At 43.6% G+C, this 21,817-nt stretch carries 16 protein-coding genes and 1 riboswitch; of the genes, 8 read left to right on the forward strand and 8 right to left on the reverse strand.

The annotated features are described in order from the left end of the window. Positions 1-185 precede the first annotated feature (185 nt). Positions 186-2,288, forward strand: a complete 2,103-nt coding sequence (gene pnp / locus PSYC_RS00390; protein ID WP_011279387.1) for a polyribonucleotide nucleotidyltransferase — start codon at positions 186-188, stop codon at positions 2,286-2,288. Between the two features lie 451 nt (positions 2,289-2,739). On the opposite strand, the gene PSYC_RS00395 is transcribed toward pnp, so the two are convergent. The 3 genes from PSYC_RS00395 to PSYC_RS00405 form a co-directional block, all read right to left on the reverse strand. Continuing rightward, positions 2,740-3,345, reverse strand: coding sequence for a hypothetical protein (locus PSYC_RS00395; RefSeq protein ID WP_011279389.1), 606 nt, complete (start codon positions 3,343-3,345; stop codon positions 2,740-2,742). Positions 3,346-3,496: 151 nt separating this feature from the next. Then, complete coding sequence (locus tag PSYC_RS00400) at positions 3,497-3,751, reverse strand: YheV family putative metal-binding protein (RefSeq protein WP_011279390.1); 255 nt, start codon at positions 3,749-3,751, stop codon at positions 3,497-3,499. Beyond that, positions 3,752-5,977: a M3 family metallopeptidase gene (locus PSYC_RS00405; protein ID WP_011279391.1), complete on the reverse strand. Its 2,226-nt coding sequence runs from the start codon at positions 5,975-5,977 to the stop codon at positions 3,752-3,754. Between the two features lie 624 nt (positions 5,978-6,601). Here PSYC_RS00405 and PSYC_RS00410 point away from each other — a divergent pair. From PSYC_RS00410 to PSYC_RS00420, 3 genes are all read left to right on the forward strand, one after another. Then, positions 6,602-7,714 carry a hypothetical protein gene (locus tag PSYC_RS00410; RefSeq protein WP_011279392.1) on the forward strand — a complete coding sequence of 371 codons (1,113 nt, stop codon included), beginning with the start codon at positions 6,602-6,604 and terminating at the stop codon, positions 7,712-7,714. Between the two features lie 210 nt (positions 7,715-7,924). Continuing rightward, entirely contained in the window at positions 7,925-8,683 is a 759-nt protein-coding gene (locus PSYC_RS00415; protein WP_041757822.1) for an endonuclease/exonuclease/phosphatase family protein, read from the forward strand. 62 nt (positions 8,684-8,745) lie between these two features. Next, complete coding sequence (locus PSYC_RS00420) at positions 8,746-9,741, forward strand: NADP-dependent oxidoreductase (protein WP_041757824.1); 996 nt, start codon at positions 8,746-8,748, stop codon at positions 9,739-9,741. Positions 9,742-9,776: 35 nt separating this feature from the next. Here PSYC_RS00420 and PSYC_RS00425 read toward each other — a convergent pair whose 3' ends face one another. Next, on the reverse strand, positions 9,777-10,394 hold the full coding sequence (locus tag PSYC_RS00425) for an alpha-ketoglutarate-dependent dioxygenase AlkB family protein (protein ID WP_011279395.1): 618 nt from the start codon (positions 10,392-10,394) through the stop codon (positions 9,777-9,779). Between the two features lie 49 nt (positions 10,395-10,443). Continuing rightward, positions 10,444-12,357, reverse strand: a complete 1,914-nt coding sequence (locus tag PSYC_RS00430) for an ABC transporter ATP-binding protein (RefSeq protein WP_011279396.1) — start codon at positions 12,355-12,357, stop codon at positions 10,444-10,446. A 282-nt stretch (positions 12,358-12,639) separates the two neighbouring features. On the opposite strand from PSYC_RS00430, the gene PSYC_RS00435 reads away from it, so the two are divergent. Together PSYC_RS00435 and PSYC_RS00440 are read left to right on the forward strand one after the other, a co-directional pair. Beyond that, positions 12,640-13,488, forward strand: coding sequence for a hypothetical protein (locus PSYC_RS00435; RefSeq protein ID WP_011279397.1), 849 nt, complete (start codon positions 12,640-12,642; stop codon positions 13,486-13,488). A 173-nt stretch (positions 13,489-13,661) separates the two neighbouring features. Continuing rightward, positions 13,662-14,552, forward strand: coding sequence for a fructose bisphosphate aldolase (locus tag PSYC_RS00440; protein WP_011279398.1), 891 nt, complete (start codon positions 13,662-13,664; stop codon positions 14,550-14,552). A gap of 111 nt (positions 14,553-14,663) precedes the next feature. Here PSYC_RS00440 and thiC read toward each other — a convergent pair whose 3' ends face one another. The 3 genes from thiC to argH form a co-directional block, all read right to left on the reverse strand. Next, a complete protein-coding gene (gene thiC / locus PSYC_RS00445) occupies positions 14,664-16,739 on the reverse strand; it encodes a phosphomethylpyrimidine synthase ThiC (protein WP_011279399.1) in 2,076 nt (691 codons plus the stop codon). Between the two features lie 239 nt (positions 16,740-16,978). Further along, positions 16,979-17,102, reverse strand: a riboswitch (TPP riboswitch). Between the two features lie 79 nt (positions 17,103-17,181). Beyond that, entirely contained in the window at positions 17,182-17,472 is a 291-nt protein-coding gene (locus PSYC_RS00450; protein ID WP_011279400.1) for an oxidative damage protection protein, read from the reverse strand. A 308-nt stretch (positions 17,473-17,780) separates the two neighbouring features. Beyond that, positions 17,781-19,154, reverse strand: coding sequence for an argininosuccinate lyase (gene argH / locus PSYC_RS00455; protein ID WP_011279401.1), 1,374 nt, complete (start codon positions 19,152-19,154; stop codon positions 17,781-17,783). A 509-nt stretch (positions 19,155-19,663) separates the two neighbouring features. Here argH and hemC point away from each other — a divergent pair. Both hemC and PSYC_RS00465 read left to right on the forward strand, forming a co-directional pair. Further along, a complete protein-coding gene (gene hemC, locus PSYC_RS00460) occupies positions 19,664-20,701 on the forward strand; it encodes a hydroxymethylbilane synthase (RefSeq protein WP_011279402.1) in 1,038 nt (345 codons plus the stop codon). A gap of 122 nt (positions 20,702-20,823) precedes the next feature. Beyond that, the gene (locus PSYC_RS00465) at positions 20,824-21,801 is read left to right on the forward strand and encodes a uroporphyrinogen-III synthase (RefSeq protein ID WP_041757407.1); all 978 of its coding nucleotides are present in this window, start codon (positions 20,824-20,826) and stop codon (positions 21,799-21,801) included. Positions 21,802-21,817: the final 16 nt, after the last annotated feature.

The raw sequence follows: 21,817 nt of genomic DNA on the forward strand, positions 1-21,817 counted from the left end.
TGCAGGGCTAAGCGAGCTAGATAAGCCAGTTGCATAAGATAAATATTTGATAATAATAGTTTCGATAGACAAGATTTATAAGTGTAAAGACAGTCTGTTAGAAGCTATATACCAAGAATTTTAATGACAGATATCAGTATTTTTTGTGCTGATATTATTTCGTCAGTCAATATTAGGAAAATTATATGACAATGTTTAATACCATTAAGCGTGAATTTCAATACGGCAACCAGCAAGTTGTCATCGAAACAGGGCGTATTGCTCGCCAAGCAAACTCTATTTTAGTACACATGGGCGGCGTTACTGTGTTGGTAGCAGCGGTTGTAAAGTCTGATGCCAAAGAAGGTCAAAACTTCTTTCCATTGACTGTCAACTACCAAGAAAAAATGTACGCTGCAGGTAAAATTCCAGGTGCTTATGGCAAGCGTGAAGGTCGTGCAAGCGAGTCTGAAACCTTAACGTCGCGTCTGATTGACCGCCCAATCCGTCCGCTATTCCCTGAAGGCTATGTAAACGAGATTCAAATCACAGCGACGGTTGTATCATCTGATAAAACTCAATCAGCAGATATCGCAGCATTAATCGGTGCTTCAGCGGCGCTAGCTATCTCTGATGCCCCATTCAATGGTCCTGTTGCTGCCGCCCGTGTTGGTTTTATCAATGGTGAGTACGTACTGAACCCTACTCTTGAAGAGCTTAAAGAAAGTGATCTTGATTTGGTCGTGGCTGGTACAAAGTCTGCCGTATTGATGGTTGAATCTGAAGCTGCAGAGTTATCAGAAGATCAAATGCTAGGCGCAGTATTATACGGTCATCAGCAGCAGCAAATCGTTATCGATAACATTGCCTCAATGGCAGCAGAAATTGGTACTGCTAAGCAGCAATATACCGCTCCTGTACGTGATCAAGCGTTAGAGACTGGTATGAAAGAGCAGTTTGGTGCGCAAGTATCTGATGCTTATACGATTACTGATAAGCAAGCTCGCTACAGCAAGCTTAACGAAATTAAAGACGCCGCTATTGTAGCCCTTGCTGGCGATGCTGAATCAGAAAGCTATAGTGATACAGTATCTGAGTTAAAAGAGATTTATAACGATCTAAAATATCGTACCGTTCGTGACAATATTTTGTCTGGTAAGCCACGTATTGATGGTCGTGATTTAGAGACCGTTCGTGCTCTTGATGTACAGGTTGGTGTACTACCATTTACTCATGGTTCAGCACTGTTTACACGTGGTGAAACCCAAGCCTTGGTAACGACTACCCTTGGTAATACTCGTGACGTCAATATGATTGACTCGCTAGCGGGTACGATTCGTGACCATTTCATGTTGCATTACAACTTTCCGCATTTCTCAGTAGGCGAAACGGGTCGTGAAGGTATTCCTAAACGTCGCGAAATTGGTCATGGTCGTCTAGCACGCCGTGGTGTACAAGCGATGCTGCCTGATAGCGACCGCTTCCCGTATGTCATCCGTGTGGTATCTGAGATCACTGAATCAAACGGTTCATCATCAATGGCTTCTGTTTGCGGCGCGAGCTTGGCATTGATGGACGCTGGTGTACCAATTAAAGCACCAGTTGCTGGTATCGCCATGGGTCTGGTCAAAGAAGGCGAGCGTTTCGCGGTATTGTCTGACATCTTAGGTGATGAAGATCATCTTGGCGATATGGATTTTAAAGTTGCTGGTTCTAAAGATGGTATTACTGCCCTGCAGATGGATATTAAAATTGAAGGTATTACACCAGATATCATGGAGCAAGCGTTAAAACAAGCCCATGCTGGTCGTATTCATATCCTAGACGCGATGAACAAAGTATTGCCTGAGAGCCGTACTGAAATCAATGCTCATGCGCCTAATTATGCAGTAATTGAGATCAATCCAGACAAAATCCGTGACGTTATCGGTAAAGGTGGCGCGACGATTCGTCAGCTAACTGAAGAAACTGGTGCGGTTATTGATATCGATGATGCGGGTACTATTCGTATCTTTGGTGAAAACAAAGCGGCAACTAAAGCAGCGATTGCTAAAATCGAAGCAATCACGGCAGAAGTTGAAGTGGGTAAAACCTATGAAGGTACGGTCGCTCGTATCGTCGACTTCGGTGCTTTTGTTAACGTATTACCAAATACTGATGGCCTCGTCCATATCTCACAAATCGCTGATGAGCGCGTAGAAAACGTTTCTGACTATCTAAAAGAAGGTCAAATCGTGAAAGTACTGGTACAAGACGTTGATAATCGTGGTCGTATCAAGTTGACTATGAAAGGTATTGAGCAAAGCTAATGCTTGATATTTGATAGCGTTAACATTTAGAAAACCGCTTTGGGTGGCTTATTATCATTATAAGTGCCTAAGGCGGTTTTTTTATGGGCGTAAAGAATAACTGACTTTAAAGTATTTCAACTATACCATCACGGCAAGCACGATAGTAACGTTGGTAATTATCAGGATATAGGGTTTTCGCTCGAGTAAGAATAGGATCTAAAAGGAGAGCAGCGCTATTAACAGGCACTATTAGCAGCTGAGCACTGCTATTTAGAATATAGTTGAAATACTTTAAAGTCGCTACCGTATTGCTGGTGTAAATTTTTTGCAGCCTCTGTCTGCGTAGGCACAGCAAGCAAGAAAAATTTGCACCAGCAGTACCTGTTGTATCGATATTACTTTTCACCGACTATAGAGGTATGAGTGAATGGCAAAGATGCCATCATCAACCTCTTTATAAAAGCATACGTTAGTTAGCGTTGGTTTTAGCCGCAGTATCAGCCTCTAATTGGGCAATTTGTTGCTCAAGTAGTGCGATTTCTTGAGCCTTAAGTTCAGTCAACTGTTTGGTCATGGCAATCTGTTCAGCAGCGAGCTTTTCTTGTCCGGCTAAGCGCTTACGTTCATCTTCTAAGCGATCAATTTCTTCTTTGGCTAAGCTGTTCGTTTTTGGCAATGGCGCTTTTAAGATAGCTTTAGGGTCAGGGATGTTAGCACTTGTCGTAGTTAGGTCAGCTTTATTCTGAGCTAACGTAGTATCATTGGTTTCCAAGTAGCTATTGTCTAAAGCACTATTTTCTAAGCTACCAGTTTCTAGGCTACCAGTGTCTAAGTCACTTGCGGCACTATCTAATAGTAAGGCATCGGTTTGGCTAGCTGGTGTTTCTTCGGTAGTCGTAGGTAATTGTTCGGCATCAGTGGTATTGGTTTGGGGCACCGTGCCTTTCCAAACCAAATAGCCGATCAATAGCACAATCAATAGAATACCAAACCACCATTTTTGACGTGGCTTAGCAGAATGGGTAGATTGTTTCGAAACTTTATTAAATAAAAGACGCATTTTCTTGCTTTTCATATCACAGTCAATTTAGGTTAACAATATCAGTTGCCATACTATAGCAAACTCAAAATAAAATGCCTATCTATTGCTAGATAGGTGAGTGCATACCGTACTATTTACAGTAACTATGAGGTATGACTGTTTGATGGTCAAAATTTAAGTGGTTTTATTTAAATTTGACCGTGCCACTGGTTCCGGTGATCATAGCATCACGAGTGAGTTGGTCTTCAAGATGGTTCTTTGCACTGATAGCATCAGGATCAGGACGATGTTCGGTATGTCCGCACAGCGTACATTCAATATATTCATCAGGTGCAGGGGTGACGATATTTATTTGTACTACCGAATCCATGATCTGACATTTCGGACAGCGAACGCCTGCTAAAAACTGCCGCTTTGGGCGCGTTGATTGATAGCGCATTTATATCACCTTACGAGTTGTTTGGGCATTGGCAGCCGTACTGTTTTTAGTCTGGTTGTTAGTATCAGCAAAACCGCTATGACGTAACAGAGCCTCAATACTGGCACTGCGACCACGGAAGTTCTCAAAATTCACCTTAGCTGGAAAACTACCACCAACGGACAAGATGGTCTCACGGAAGGCTTTACCTGTGATAGGGTTAAAAACACCTTCTTCTTCAAACTTACTAAAGGCATCGGCAGATAACAGCTCTGCCCATTTATATGAGTAATAACCAGCGGCATAACCACCGGCAAAGATGTGACTAAAGCCATTGGCAAAGCGGTTGTAATCAGGCGTCTGCACAATGGCAATATCATCACGTACGCTGTTAAGGGTAGTCAAGATACCTTTATAATCAAGCACTGGTGTCTGCGCATGAATCAACAAGTCAAACAAGGCAAATTCGATTTGACGGAGCGTTTGTAGTCCACTTTGGAAGTTTTTGACTGCCAATAGCGCATCAAGCTTATCTTTAGGCAAGGGCGCGCTCGTTTCGACATGACTGCTAATAAGAGCAATACCTTCCGCATCCCATGCCCAGTTTTCCATAAACTGGCTTGGCAGCTCGACGGCGTCCCATTCTACGCCATTGACGCCAGCAACATCACCAATGGTTACTTGAGTCAACAGATGATGTAAACCGTGACCGAACTCATGGAATAAGGTGACAACTTCATCATGAGTCAATAAGCTTGGCTTACCATCGAGTGCTGGGGTAAAGTTGCCCACCATAAAGCACACTGGTAGCTGCTGATGATCTTGCTTATTATAACTATAACGCGACTGAAAGCCACTCATCCAAGCACCGCCGCGTTTACCACTACGGGCAAATAAATCAAAGTAGAAACCACCAAGCAAATTGTCATCAGCATCGAATAATTGATAAAAACGGACATCATCGTGCCAACGTGATGCTAATGATTTGTCTGTACTATTATTTGCGCTGTCATTACTTTGCTCTTGTACTTTGATACCGTATAAACGCTCAACGATAGCGAATAACCCGCTAATCACTCTTGGTAATGGGAAGTACGAGCGAATTTCTTCTTGTGATAAGCTAAACTCACTTTGTTTTACCTTTTCGGCGATATAAGCACTGTCCCACGGCTGTAAATCTTTAATACCGTAATCTTGCGCGTACTTTTGCAATTGTGCCAAATCTTGCTCAGCAGTTGGCGTTGCTTGCACAGCTAAATCACGCAAAAAGGTTTCCACTTCCGCCACGCTATCTGCCATTTTGGTGGATAGCGATACTTCTGCATAGTTATTAAAACCCAGTAATTTGGCTTTTTGCTCACGTAACTGCAAAATCTGACTCATGATATCGGCGTTATTGAGCGATTCTCCTTTGGCATTGGTATGCTCATCAAACTCAGAGGCGCGGGTGACATAGGCGCGATATAACGTCTCGCGTAGATGGCGATCATCGGCATGGGTCATGATGGCAAGATATACAGGCATATTTAAGCTTGCCACATAATACGGGCTTGGCAATGCATCAACCTCTGTTTGCGTGAGCGAACCATTTGCAAGCTGGTTTGTTTTGTACTGCTCACCTGCATCAGCTACTAATGCCAAGCCACTGTCGGTCAAGCCTGTCAACTGCTCTTGTTTAAGCGGTAAAACATAAGCTTGAGTAGCATCTAAGACATGGTCTGAAAAAGTGGCTGACAACGTAGACAGCTGGCTTTGAATGGTAGCAAATTTGTCTTGTTCTGTTTTAGGTAGTGCGACCCCTGATAACTCAAAGCTGCGTAGCGCAAGCTCAATAGCTCGTGCTCTAGCAGGCTCAAGCGTTGCAAAGAATGCTTTATCATTGATAATCGCTTGATAACGGCTAAATAGCGGCTGATGCTGCCCAACTCGCGTACCATAGGCAGACAGCTTTGGTAGCAGCTCATGATGGACATGACGAATCTCATCGTTACTCATCACGCTATTAAGATGCGACAAAATTCCCCAGCTGCGATCCAGTGCTAGGTTGATATGGTCAAAGTCTTTTATATCGGTTAGCGCTTGCTCAGCGTCTATCGGGGTAGACGCTTCCTTGGTCTCTGTCATCACCGTTAATTCATCTAAAAATGCATTAGCCGCGTCAATGGCGCTAATAACTTGCTGTTGTAAGGTACTTGGCGCAGGATCTGCAAAATCGACAAGATGTAACTCTGAAGAAATAGAAGTCATAAAGGGGTTCGCTATAAATAATGAGTGTTATGAGTAAACTGCTTTAATTTGGCGTAATTATTTAAACCGTCGAATAGCGTTATTGCTCGCATTCTTAATAAATTTGATCAGTATAAAAATGTGTCAAAATCAAGTACCTCGATGTGAGGATAATAGTTATGGTGTATTCGATAATCACTATTGTATAGTTGAAATACTTTACTGTCGCTACCGTATTACTGGTGTAAATTTTTTGCAGCCTCTGTCTGCGTAGGCACAGCAAGCAAGAAAAATTTGCACCAGTAGTACGTGTTGTATCGATATTACTTTTCACCGACTATAGTATGTAAATGATGGGTCTTTATTGGTGAAAATACAAGCTGAGAACTTAAGCTTTATCGCACTGTTAACCAACTTACATTTATTAAGGTTGTTGTGGCAGACTTTGATACCATTTACAAAGCGTCATCATTTGCTTGCAAATTAACCCTATAGATTATGAGGTCAAGTTGATAGGGTTATAGAATAACTGATGTTATTACGAGTATGCCGTCGCCATATAGCAAAAATATAGAATAACTAACAGGCAAGGCATACCAAAAGTAGTACTGGAAATTCATGGTCATAAAACAAGGAGCAGTATTTATGAAAGCAACCCTCAAAAGCTTACGCGAGACAAAGGCGAATCCAGCAGTCAGTATTTTTGTCAAAACGCACCGCGAACACCCTGCCAATGACAAAGACCCTATTGCCCTAAAAAACCAATTAAAAGTCGTCGAAGAACGTCTAACCAATGAGTATGACAAGCGTACAGCGACCACTATCTTAGACAATATCCATGCTAAGACTAAAGAGCATAATCATAATCTTAATCTAGATACGTTAGCTATCTTTGCCAGTACTGACGACGTACAAGTGATTCGTATGCCCATTGATACCACTGAGCGCGTGGTCATCTCACATCGCTTTGCGACCCGTGATTTGGTGCGTGACATGGCAAGTGCTGTGCATTATTATACTTTGGTATTGACTCGTGATAAGGCGCGTTTAATTGAAGTCTCTAATGATCGCGTGATACGAGAATTCGATCTAGACGATACTGCCCAAAACAATATGGAAAATATTCCATTCCCTATCGACAATAATGGACTTCATACGACAAGCGATGGTGGATCAGATCGCTCAGCAAATAATGACAGCAGCGCGTTAAAAGAGTTCTTTAACCAAGTAGATAAGAGTGTTCAAGAACTGTGGGGCGAGCATAAAATGCCACTCGTTGTCGTTGGCGATACCAAAAATATTGGCTACTATAAAGATGTTTGTGACCGTCCGGATAATATCATCGCTACGGTATCAAATGCCACCAATCTAGAAGAGGGTAGTGCGCAGCATATTATCAACAGTGTACAAGAAGCAGTAGAAGGTTATCGTACCTCGCTACACCAAGCGGCACTGGGTGAGATTGATAAAGCGCGCGGGGCAAATAGACTACAGACTGATTTGCAAGAAGTCTATCGTAGTGCTTTTCAGGGCGTAGGCGATACTTTGTATGTCCGCCGTGGTTATATTCAACCGGCTAAAATTGATGAAAAAGCGCAAACGCTAAGTCTTGCTGATGATTCAGGCGCAGAAGGTATCACTGATGATGCCATTGGTGAAATCATTGAGCATGTCATTCATAATGGCGGCAAAGCGGTATTTATGCCACAAGATATTATGAGTGAAGACCAACCGATTGCTCTTGTCACCCGCTATTAATAGATGGCTTAGGCTCAGTAACGAATTAGCCATTGGTCATTGATAGCACATGGGTATAGTATGAGAGCATTGGTTCAATATGAGCCAATGCTCTTTTTATATGTATGGTTTTATAGTGCCTCGATTATATTTCAAACGATTATTTTTTATTTTAAGCCGGCCATATTCAATACCTACTCTATAAATACTGAGTTTATGACTAATACTATTATGACTAATACCACCTCTTTTCTACTCACAAGCTATAACATTCATAAAGGCATGTCGCCGATGAATCGCCAAGTCAAAGTTCAGGGTATTGCCCAAGCGCTTGATATTATTGGTTCCGACATACTCTGCCTACAAGAAGTACAAGGGCAAAACCTCAAGCGCAATATTCAGTATAATGAATACCCTGACCAGTCTCAGCACGAATGGTTTGGTGAATATTTGCAACTAGAAAACAGTTATGGCAAAAATTCAGAATACGAAAACGGTCATCATGGCAATGCCGTATTGAGCCGATTTCCGCTTGATCCCAAGCATAACGTCAATATTACGGTTAATAAGCTTGAGCAGCGCGGGGTTTTACACTGTGAAGTGCAGCCGGTAGGTTGGAATGTGCCAGTGGTGGTTTTATGTGCCCATTTAAACCTATTTGAGCGCGATCGTATCAAGCAATATGAAGCGATTGTTAACTATGTCCGAGATGAGATTGCACCTGATCAGCCATTGATTTTGGCAGGAGATTTTAATGATTGGAAAAAAATGTCTTGTGATAAGCTGGCATCGAATTTGGGCATGACCGAAGCTTTTAAACATTGTCATGGCAAGCTGCTGCCAACATTTCCAGCGAAGTTACCTGTGCTAAGCTTAGATCGTATCTATGTACGTAATCTGAGAATAAAAGACGCTTGGGTACATACGGGTAAACCGTGGTCAACCCTGTCTGATCATCTGCCTTTGAGTGCAGAATTGGCATTGCCTTAGAGTAAAAAACCAATAATGGAATAAATAACGCTAAACAGTAAAATAAAAAAGGATGATAAATGATGTCTGATAAACAAATCCCAAAGACCCAGCATGCGGTACTCATATGTGAGTTTGGTGCACCTGAAGTCATGACGTACCAAGATGATGTCGCCGTACCTGAATTGACAGATGATCAAGTGCTGGTAAAAATTGCTTACGCAGGTATCAATCCTGTCGATTATAAAACCCGTCAAGGTAAAGGTTGGGGCGCTGCCAATATCAAAAAAGATAAGTTTGATCATAATCAGCCCGCGATTTTAGGTTTTGATATGTCAGGCACAGTGGTCAAAAGCCGTAGCACAGATTTTGTGGTTGGTGATAAAGTGGCGGCATTAACCTTTAACGGTGGATGCTATGCTGAATATGTCGCTGTCGATGCCAAAATGCTGGCACGTGTACCTAAAACTGTTACCTTAGAGCAGGCAGGCGCACTGCCTTGTATTGGACAAACAGCGCTACAATTTGTTGAGTTTGCCGACATAAAAGAGGGCGAGCATGTAGTGATGAACGCCCCAGCAGGCGGTGTTGGTCATTTATTGATACAGCTTTTGATAGATAAAGTTGCCAAAAACAATGTTAAAGTCACGCTTATTTGTTCAGCAGAAAAGTATGAAAAACTGGATAGCTTGATAGACACCAGCCAGCTTGCAGGCTGGATTGATTACACCAAGGACGAAACGTTCCCTGAGCTGCAAGCTGATGTGCTACTGGATTTGGTCGGTGATGAAGCTGGTGTACGAGCGCTGAACGTTGTGAAAGATTCTGGGCGTGTGTATGTGCTACCAACGATTTGGGTAGATAAGCTTAAAGAGGCAGGCAGTCAAAAAAATCTAAGCGTTGAGGGCTATGCGGCTCAGCGTAATGGCGAAGACATGGCGCGTGTTTTACAGCTTGTGGCAGATGGTCAGCTGACTTTACGTTTGCAAAAGACCTATCCATTAGCAGAAGTGATTGCTGCCCATCATGAGCTGCAAAAAGGCGATGCTTTTGGTAAATTGGTGTTAAAAGTCAGCTGAGTCAAATTTAATTCATTGCTAGGTTTAGTTAATAGCTAGCTTTGATTATTGGAATATATCTGGCGAAAGGTTAGGCTAATACGTCCTGTAGCTACCGTTTTAGTTTTGGTAATGCTATGCTTCCAAAAGCTCTGAGTATCACCGTGCATGACAATGAGCTGACCTGACTCAAGATAGAGCTCGACTTTATCTTGAGTTTTTTTATGCTTAAAGACAAATTTCCGTGTAGCACCGAGCGATAACGAAGCAATAACCGGCTGCTCACCGAGCTCTTTTTCATCATCGTCATGATAGCCCATGCCGTCATCGCCAGAAGGATAATAGTTGAGTAAGCACGAATTGAAATTAGCATCAATTCCAAGCGCTGATAACTGCTGCTCAACATGTTGTTTCACATGAAACATAGTATCCGTCCATGGTATCGTTTGACGCCTATGACCAGAGTACTGATAGTCAATATTGCTATCACCCATCCAAACGATTTGACGCGTCGTAATATGCGTCTTACCAAATAAAGTGACGATATCCGCTTGCCAAGGTAGCTCGGTCACTAGGTTATAAAATAAGGAGCTGGGATAATCAATAACAATCCCTAAGTTATTTACCTGTCCGTCATAAGGCAATAGATTGATGCGATTTATGAATGCTTCCATACAATAAACACGTCCCTGTGAAAGGTTATTGTTAATAAAGCGCTTTTAATTAACTGTCTTCACCTAAGAAGCCACCGCTTTGACGATGCCACAAGCGTGCATAGACGCCATGTAGATTCAATAGCTCGTCATGACTGCCTTGCTCAATGATTTGACCTTTATCCATCACCACCAGTCTATCAAGAGCAGCAATGGTTGATAAGCGATGGGCGATAGCAATAACCGTCTTGCCAGTCATAATATCGTTTAAGCTTTCAGTAATTGCAAATTCAATCTCAGAGTCAAGAGCGCTGGTGGCTTCATCTAATAATAAAATCGGCGCGTTTTTTAGCATAACACGAGAGATGGCAATACGCTGACGTTGACCACCAGAAAGTTTGACGCCGCGTTCACCAACTTGGGTATCAAGTCCAGTATTGCCTTTATCATCATATAAGTCTTTGATAAAGTCCCATGCTTGGGCTTGTTTTGCCGCGATGACAATCTCCTCATCAGTGGCATCCGGACGACCATAAGCGATGTTTTCGCGCACGGTACGATGTAATAAAGAGGTATCCTGGGTGACCATACCGATTTGCTGACGTAATGATTCTTGGGTAACTTCATCAATCGCTTGCCCATCAATAAAAATCTTACCGCCATCGACATCAAAAAAGCGCAGTAGCAGATTGACCAAAGTGGATTTACCGGCACCTGAGCGCCCAACCAGACCGATTTTTTCGCCCGGTTTGATGTCTAGATAAAAGTTGTCAAGCAGCTTTATGGTAGAGATACTGGCGTTATTGATGCAATAGCCATTGATATCATTGCTATTGCTAGCCTCGTTATCATCATTATTTTCATAACTAAAATTAACATTGTCGAAGACAATACGTCCATTAGTGACATCTAACGCAGGTGCATTTGGCTTATCAGTAATCATTTGCGGTGCAGATAAAGTATGCATGCCATCTTGTACCGTACCGATACTTTCAAACAAACTTGCTGTCTCCCACATTATCCAGCGCGTTAAACCATTTAAGCGTAGTGCCATGGCGGTTGCAGCGGCAATAGCACCGACACCAATCGCGTCTTGTTGCCATAAATACAAGCCAATACCAGCAGTACTACTGACCAAAACAACACTAATCAAATGCGTTGAAAATTCAAGATAGCTGACCCAGCGCATCTGTGCATGGACGGTACCCAAAAACTGCCCCATAGCGTTTTTGGCGTAACTGAGCTCACGGCGCGAGTGGCTGAACAGCTTGACGGTCATAATATTGGCGTAAGCATCAGTGATGCGCCCCGTCATCAAGGCGCGAGCATCCGCTTGTACGATAGCTGTCTGTTTGAGCTTAGGAATAAAAAACCACATTGCGAGACAAACCAGTACAAACCACGCGATAAAGGGTATTAATAATAGACTATCAAGATTAAAGAGAATAATGCCTGAGGTGATAAAATAGACTGCGACATACATAAACATGTCGGTAACTGTCATAACGGTATCACGTACTGCCAATGCCGTTTGCATTACCTTTGCTGAGACACGACCAGAAAACTCATCTTGATAAAACTGCATCGATTGTCCAAGCATGCGCTGATGAAAACGCCAGCGCATCTGCATAGGGAATACCCCTTGCAAGGTCTGAAAATGGATAAACGATGACAAGGCAATCCATAATGGGCTGACGATCATCACCGCCAGCATGAGTAGCAGCATGTCGCCTTTTTCTAGCCACAGATTTTCCGGCGTATAAACCCCAAGCCAATCGACGATATTACCAATCCAAGCAAAGAGCATGGCTTCGTAAATACCAATACCCGCTGACAAAATCATAAACAGCAGTAGCCAGCCGCGTAGACCGTTAGTACATGCCCACAAAAATTTCAGCATACCATCACGAGGTGAGGGTAGCGGCATCGGTGTTTCAGGGAAGGCAGGTAGGCGATTTTCAAAAAAGTGAAATAGAGTGTTCATAGGCAATAGCAATACGTCAAGATAAGCGTGAGTAGACACCGTCTTGAGCAATTATATAAGTGAGTAAGTAGTGTGCTATTTTAGCAAATCTTAACCACCACGCTTACAGACTAATTGTAATTTGAACGCAGCAGACACTAATTCCGATATCTTATGACTCATAAAGATAAATGGCTTGCTGCATACGACCTATATTGTTACATTCTATGATTTTCTTTGATTTTAAGATCAACACTGATATAGAGATATCCTCAACATGATGGATGATTAAGGAAAAAAGTTATGATGTATTTAACGATAGCGGTGCTATGTAGCGTTGCTGTCTCTGTGCTACTCAAAGTATTGCGCCAACGTGATATCGATATCCGTCAAACCATCGTTGCTGGTTATCCAGTCGCCTTTTTGCTGACGTGGTTGTTATTGAAGCCGGATATTAGTGGCATGAGCGCCCTTGGCGGAGCGTGGGCTATTATTATCGCCCTTGGTGTGCTGTTGCCAGCGGTGTTTATCATTCTTGGGCGCGCGATTGAGGCGGTCGGTATGGTAGCCACCGATGCCGCTCAGCGTTTATCGTTAATTATTCCTATTGTCTCGGCATTTCTCTTATTTGGAGAAGTATTGACAGGCACACGTGTTTTCGGCTTATTGCTTGGATTTTTGGCACTTGGGGCGCTGATTTACCATCCGCATCAGGGTCAGATTAGCAAACAAGCCAAACATACACCGCTATGGTTGTTTGGCGTCTGGGCAGGCTATGGCATTATTGATATTTTATTCAAACAAGTCGCTAAGCAAGGTGCTGCCTTTCCGCTGACACTATTTGTCAGTTTTGGCTTAGCGGCTTTATTGCTGCTTATTTATCTGTTGATCAACCGCGTCCGCTGGCAGGGTAATGCCCTTGCGGCAGGAATCTTACTAGGTGCACTAAATATGGGCAATATTTATGCTTATATCCGTGCCCATCAAGTATTGTCCGAATCGCCAAGTATTGTTTTTACCGCTATGAACGTTGGCGTAATTGCTGTTGCTACTCTTATTGGTATTGGGGTATTTAAAGAATCGCTCAACCGTATGAATATCGTAGGTTTATTATTGGCGATTTGCTGTGTGGCAGTCTTGTTTTTGGCTTAAATGCTTTTGGTTTAATAGGGGCATGGCGCCAATTTTATAGGTGCTTTTGCTGTTCAGATATAGGCACATATAGCATCCTATGGTAAGGTTATCTACGAACGGTTAGATCAATATCAGCTAAAGATCTCATTTGTGACACTTGATCTTAATAAATAAAACAGGATGCTCTTTCCATGGAATACCAAAAGCAATTACAACGTATCAAAAATGGTTCAGGATTTATCGCCGCCCTTGACCAAAGTGGTGGCAGTACGCCAAAAGCGTTAGAGAACTACGGGGTTATGGGCGATGCCTATGACAATGACGAAGCCATGTTTGACCAAGTGCATGAGATGCGAGTGCGTATCATGACGTGCGACTGCTTTGATAATGAGCGTGTGCTTGGTGCGATTTTGTTCGAAGATACCATGGAACGAGCAGTCAATGGTAAGCCAACGGGCAACTATTTATGGGAAGACAAGCAAATCGTCCCATTTTTAAAGGTCGATAAAGGCTTAGCAGAACGTATGAATGGCGTGCAAGTCATGCGTCCGATACCTAATTTAGACTTATTATTGGATAAGGCAAAAACCTATTCAGTATTTGGCACTAAAATGCGCTCTGTGATTTACGAGCCAAATGTCGATGGCATTGAGCTGGTCGTCCAGCAGCAGTTTGATGTGGCAAAGCAAATCCTATCAAAGGGTTTGATGCCTATCGTTGAGCCAGAAGTGGATATCAATAGCGCGCAAAAGCATGACTGTGAGCTGATGCTTAAAGCCAGTATCTTGCGTCATCTTGAGCGCTTAAACGATGAGCAACAAGTGATACTTAAGCTGACTTTGCCTGAAGAAGCAGGATTTTATCAAGAACTGATGGACCATCCAAAAGTGCTTAAAGTGGTCGCATTATCAGGTGGCTATAGCCGCACAGATGCCTGCGCGAAACTTAAGCAAAACCCAGGTATGATTGCGAGCTTCTCGCGTGCCTTTACCGAAGGCTTAAGCAAACAGCAAAGCGATCAAAAATTTGCCGATACCATTAATACTTCGATTGATGAGATTTATCAGGCGTCTAAAGTTTAACGTCTAGATTTTGATCTTAAAGTTTAGATTGTAACGCATAAAAACACCCCATAAGTTGTGTCCAACTTATGGGGTATTTTTATGGTTAATTTAGATATTAATTTTACTGCTCTATACTTCTTTATATAACTGGCGACCTTCTTTGTGATACTTCTCTGTCATTTCTGCCATCCCTTGATGAATCTCCTCAGCACTTGCTGAGCCAACTTGCTCGACCAGCTGTGTATCTACCTTTTTAATCAAATGCTCAGCATCATTGAGCGCACCTGATTGTGGGGACACGCTGTTTTTTGTATCAGCTAAGGTTTTTAGTCCGGCAGCATAATCACGTACGTTTTGGGTAATTTTCATGGAACAAAATTTAGGACCGCACATGGAGCAAAAGTGTGCTGACTTGTGCGCGTCTTTAGGCAAGGTTTCATCATGGAACTCGCGCGCGGTATCAGGGTCGAGCGCCAAATTAAACTGATCATCCCAGCGGAATTCAAAACGGGCTTTGGATAACGCATTATCACGTGCCTGCGCACCGGGATGACCTTTGGCAAGATCAGCGGCATGGGCAGCGATTTTATAAGTGATGATGCCGTCCTTGACATCCTTTTTATTAGGCAAACCCAAGTGCTCTTTTGGCGTCACGTAACACAGCATCGCAGTGCCAAACCAGCCAATCATTGCTGCGCCAATGGCACTGGTAATATGATCGTAACCGGGTGCGATATCGGTGGTTAATGGTCCTAGAGTATAAAAAGGTGCATCGGCACAAGTCTCAAGCTGCAAGTCCATATTTTCTTTAATACGATTCATCGCCACGTGACCTGGACCTTCAATCATGACTTGTACGTCATGTTTCCATGCGACTTGGGTCAGCTCGCCGAGGGTACGCAGTTCACCGAATTGCGCTTCATCATTAGCGTCTTGCAAGCAGCCCGGACGCAAACCATCACCTAAGCTAAACGCCACATCATACTGCTTCATAATCTCGCAAATGTCTTCAAAATGGGTATATAAAAAGCTTTCTTTATGATGTGCCAAACACCACTGCGCCATGATAGAGCCACCACGGGAGACGATACCGGTCAAGCGATTGGCGGTCAACGGTACATAGCGTAGCAATACACCGGCATGAATCGTAAAATAATCAACGCCTTGCTCGGCTTGCTCAATCAAGGTATCTCGGAATATCTCCCATGTTAAATCTTCGGCAACGCCATCAACTTTTTCTAGGGCTTGATAAATCGGTACAGTACCAATTGGTACAGGTGAGTTACGAATCAACCATTCACGGGTTTCATGGATGTGGTTACCGGTGGATAAATCCATGATGTTATCCGCACCCCAACGCGTTGCCCACGTCATTTTTGACACTTCTTCATCAATAGAAGAGCCCAGTGCAGAGTTGCCGATATTGGCGTTAATTTTCACTAAGAAATTACGCCCGATAATCATCGGTTCAGATTCAGGATGGTTAATATTGTTCGGAATAATGGCGCGACCCGCGGCAACTTCACTACGTACAAATTCAGGGGTAATAATCGCTGGCGTATGCGCACCAAAAGTCTCGCCTTCGTGCTGGCGCATATCGGTCAATTCATGCTGCTTTTGGGTTTCGCGGATGGCAATATATTCCATTTCAGGAGTAATAATACCACGGCGCGCATAATGCATTTGCGTGACGTTACCTACTTTCCCATCAACAGCTTTAGCACGGCGCGGCTTATCAATATGCGCAAAACGCAGATTGGCAGTGCTGATATCACGGGCACGTGCCTGTCCATAATCGCTTGATAAGCCGCTTAATTGTTCCGTATCACCGCGCTCTTTAATCCACTCTTCGCGCAGCTTGGGTAAACCTTTAGTCAAATCAATTGTGGTATTGGGATCAGTATAAACACCTGAGGTGTCATAGACGTAAAACGGTGGATTTTGCTCCCACTCGCTTTCAGGTACGCCTTGGATAGGAGTAGGGTCAAGGGTAATCTCACGCATCGGTACTTGAATATCGGGGCGTGAGCCTTCGATATAGACTTTACGAGAGGCAGGAAGGATGCGATGCAAGTCGCGCGCGTCTTCTTCGAAACGGGCGTCAGTTTCGCTACGATGGGCGGGGGTTTTTAGCGCGTCTGCCTTAGCAGTCGCTTTTGACGAAGTAGTCGTAGAGGCTTGTGAACCAATATCTGAAATAGTCATATGCTGTCCTAGCGTGTTGGTTTTTGAATAAAATCAACACCGCCAGTAGCTGCGGGGCAAGCCTATCCCATACCGATAAATTCAATCACAATATAATGCTGTTATCAAAATAAATCCTGATAAGTCATCTATAAAAGATTGGTGGGCATCATTTTATTTATTGGCATACAGCAATATACAGCGCTGCTAGATACTGACAATAATAAAAAGGCATTTTTGCGCGCCCTTTATACAGATATAACATAAGCTTAAGACTTCCCTGCGTCGGTACTAACCGCATCAGGTTCGGCGGGTGGTTTCTCAGCGACCATATGTTAACTGCATGTTAAGCAGTCAATATATATCGCACCCCGAGTCTGTCAGTGTTGTGAATCTTCTTAATACTATCAAACTTCGACGACAAGTCCTAGTCATTTACCTGTTTGTTAGTATCGTTTCAATATTAGCTTTCTGGTGTCCAGCCCTGAGCACGCTCATAATCTTCATTATCTAAAAACTTGTCACGCTGCTCGGTCAAAAACTGCTTCGCTTTCGGATCTAGCATACTGAGATGGTTTTCGTTAATTAGCATGGTTTGCTGCTCAAGCCACTCTTTCCAAGCCTTTTCAGACACAGTTTCTTGTAGTTCTTGACCCTTTTTATTCGGAAAAGGAGGATGCGGCATCTTTGGTAAGTCTTGCTGATATTTACGGCAAAATACGGTATTGGCTTGTGGGTTAAAGGTTGCGGTCATGAGTAACTCCTGATTTATATAGTTGAAATACTTTAAAGTCGCTACCGTATTGCTGGTGTAAATTTTTTGCAGCCTCTGTCTGCGTAGGCACAGCAAGCAAGAAAAATTTGCACCAGCAGTACGTGTTGTATCGATATTACTTTTCACCGACTCTAGTGGTTTTTTAATGATTTTAAGAAGAGATAGGATTGCCTAATACTGTACCTGATTCTGCTCAAAAAAACACCCGCAACGAAGGCGGGTATTTTATGGTAAAAATATGACATTAATGAGCTACCTAGATTAACCCGGCAGTTAGACAAAAATGTTTACGCAAATACTTCTAAGCGGGTACGTCCACGGCTGATGGCTTGCTTCACTTGATTGGGCGCAGTACCACCCAAGTGGTCACGAGCGGCAAGTGAACCTTCTAAAGTCAAAAAGTCAAAAACATCATCGCCAATCGCATTACTAAATTGCTGTAGTTGTGCTAATGATAAATCGCTCAAATCCACGCCTTCTTTGATGCCTAACGCAACGGCATTACCAACGACTTCATGAGCATCACGGAATGCAACACCATTGCGCACCAGATAATCGGCTAAATCGGTCGCAGTAGCGTACCCTTTCATCGTTGCGGCGCGCATGTTTTCTTTATTGGGTGTAATATTCGGTAGCATATCAGCAAACGCCAATAACGAACCGGTCAAGGTATCAACACAATCAAATAGCGGTTCTTTATCTTCTTGGTTGTCTTTATTATAAGCAAGTGGCTGACTCTTCATTAGGCTAAGTAACGTCATCAATTGCCCAAATACGCGCGCCGCTTTACCACGAACTAACTCTGGCACGTCAGGGTTTTTCTTTTGCGGCATGATAGATGAGCCAGTACAAAAGCGGTCAGGGATTTGCACAAAGTTAAATTGCGCGGACATCCATAAAATAATCTCTTCACTCATGCGTGACATGTGCATCATCAAAATAGACGCTGCCGAGGTGAACTCAATCGCAAAATCACGATCCGATACGGCATCAAGCGAGTTTTGGCAAATACCTTCGAACCCTAACAGTTCAGCAGTAATGGTACGGTCAATCGGGAACGTTGTACCAGCAAGTGCGGCACTACCAAGAGGCATTTGATTGATACGTCGACGTGCATCGACCAAGCGTTCGGTATCACGGTACAGCATTTCAAACCATGCCATGACATGATGACCAAAGCTGACAGGCTGCGCGGTTTGCAAATGGGTGAAGCCTGGCATGATGGTATCGGTATGCTGCTCAGCCAAATCAAGTAAGCCACTTTGTAAGCGAACCAATAGCGCAATGATATTATCGGTCTCTTCACGTAACCAAAGACGAATGTCAGTCGCCACTTGGTCATTACGGCTGCGTCCGGTATGCAGTTTTTTGCCCACTGCGCCGACGATATCGGTCAGGCGTGATTCGACGTTCATGTGGACGTCTTCTAGGGCAATCGACCAGTTAAACTCACCGGCTTCGATTTCACGCAGCACTTGTTGTAAGCCATCAATGATAGTCGCAACGTCATCAGCTTCCAAGATACTGCACTCTTTAAGCATGGTCGCATGAGCGATTGAGCCTTGAATATCATGGCGAGCAAAGCGTTGGTCAAAGCCAACCGATGCGGTAAAGGCAGCAACAAAGCTGTCAGTCGCTTCACTAAAGCGTCCGCCCCACATCTGCTGACCCTGACTGCTAGGAGGGATGTTCTGTGCGGCAGCGTTTGTTATAGAAGCATCTGTGCTAAACTCAGAAGCAGATGAATTGTTATTTGAATCAGGATTACTAAGGTTTGAAGAGTTGGCGTTCATATCGGTCTAAGACAAGTCAAGAGAATAAGAACTCAAGTATAGCAAATGATGAGGTTGCCTTACTAGCGGAGCGCTTAGAGTTTTTTATACCCTACGCAGACAGAGGCTGCAAAAAATTTACACCAGCAATACGGTAGCGACTTTAAAGTATTTCAACTATACCGGGACTACGCGAAAAGATTCAAAACATCTAAGCATTGCCTGCTTTCTTTCCTAAAATAATCTCTCCATATCATCAAACCCTTATTTATGCTTAAATAGGGGTATTTTTTTTGCATTATTATTGTTATAAACCATTTTTATGCCGCATCTTGGGCGACAAACTCGCATTATTTTCGAGCAATGAAAATTTAGTATTAAAATTATTGAGGCCTTTTATGAGCACCATGCAGCAACCTGCTTTGACTACCTTAAATATTGCCACGCGCCAGAGCCCATTGGCATTATGGCAAGCTGAGCATATTCGTGATCGGCTACTAGTGTTGTATCCTGAGATGACGATTAACCTGCTAAAAATCGTCACTAAGGGTGACAAAATTTTGGATACGCCACTGGCAAAAATTGGCGGTAAAGGTTTGTTCGTCAAAGAGCTTGAGCAGGCATTGTATGACAAGCAGGCAGATATTGCGGTGCACTCTCTAAAAGATGTGCCCATGGATTTACCAGAAGGCTTGACGTTAGGTGTTTATTGCAAGCGTGCCTCGCCAACCGACGCTTTTGTTTCCAACACTTATCATAGTATCGATGAATTGCCACAAGGTGCGGTAGTCGGTACAGCAAGTTTGCGTCGTCAGTGTCAAATCAAAGCTTATCGTGCAGATTTGCAAATTAAAACCCTGCGCGGCAATGTCGGTACGCGTTTAAGCAAGTTAGATGCTGGCGAGTATGATGCTATTATTTTGGCGACTAGTGGTCTACAGCGTCTTGAGCTTAATGCACGTATTCGCAGCGAATTGGATATCGATATATGTTTGCCAGCGGTTGGGCAAGGTGCGTTAGCGATTGAATGCCGCGCAGATGATGACGAAGTATTAAAGTTATTGGCACCTCTTAATGATGACAAAGCCCGTATTCGCCTGATTGCTGAGCGCGCATTAAATCGACATCTGCAAGGTGGTTGCCAAGTACCTATCGCCGCTTATGCTGTACTGCAAAAGGCAGACGCATTGGCTGCTGATAATGACGACAATGGCAGTGTTAGCAACAATAATGACGCAGGCGATACCTTGTGGTTGCGTGGTCGCGTTGGTCAAGAAGATGGTAGCGAGCTGCTTAAAGTTGAAAAGCGTCAAACATTAACGGGCAGTCAAGCTGAGCAAGAAGCCCAAGCCAACCAGCTGGGTATCGAAGTTGCTGAGATGCTATTAGAAGCTGGTGCTGGTGCTATTTTGTCAGCGATCTATCACCCTGAATAATAGCCAAACTGGATAACACTGGATATATACCGAATCACCATGATAACTCAATCATAGAGCTATCATGGTTTAGATTGCTTTATGGTTATGCTAACGCTATCCGCTTTTTTTACGGTATGTTTATGTCTTGCTCATCACCTAAGTCCACGGATTCAAATCAGCCAATTGATACGCCATCATTGCTGCCGCAAGTCGTCATCAATACGCGCCCAGTAGAGCGTGCTGCACCGCTGACGCGACATTTACAAGCGGCAGGTATGTCGGTCATTGATATGCCGATGTTGACACTGCAACCGCGTTCAACCACTGACAATGATATGATACTGATGCGCCAATGGCTAGCAGGCGAGTATCAAGCACTGGTCATCGTCAGCCCGACAGCGGCAGCCTCAGGTTTGGCTATCTGGCAGTTGCTTGAGCGTGAGCGTCAAGCTAATGGCGCGACTGATAAAGCAGTAGAGGGCATAGAAGATAGCTTGGGGGTTTTAGTCGCGCCAAGCCATCTGATTGCGGTTGGAGAAGCGACTGCTGCGGTGTTAAATGAGGTGAAATTACCCTTTGCTAGCTATCAAGTACTGCAGCCTGCTATTGCTAATAACGAAGGGATGCTATCGATGCCTGAGATTGACAGCCTGCAGGCGGGGGATAAGCTGCTTGTGTGGCGGGGTCTTGGTGGAAGACGATTATTGGTCGATACGCTACAGGCGCGCGGAGTTCATATCGATAGTATTGCTTGGTACGAGCGCAAGATACCTGTCGATGCCATGGCGCAGTATCAGCAATGGCTACAAGATTTCGATAGTCAGAATGCGATAGGTGGCATAACCATATCACAGCAAGCAAAACCCATTGTCATTGTGAGTAGTGGCACAGCATTTGAGCATTGGCAAAGTATCGTTCAGGCTACCAAAACATTAAATTTAGCAGCAGAAAACCAAGCGATGTCAGTCAATGTGACGCTTGAGCTATCAGACTTTGCTTATGTAGTATTGGGCGAGCGCTTAGCCAATATGGTTGCTGAGCAGCATTTAAGTTATTGGCGTGTGGAAGACTTGGCGCCAGAAACCATTCTTGCTGCTATTAATACAACGAGCTTATAATATTTAAAATATAGCT

Origin of the sequence: Psychrobacter arcticus 273-4, assembly GCF_000012305.1 — a bacterium.
GTDB lineage: Bacteria > Pseudomonadota > Gammaproteobacteria > Pseudomonadales > Moraxellaceae > Psychrobacter > Psychrobacter arcticus.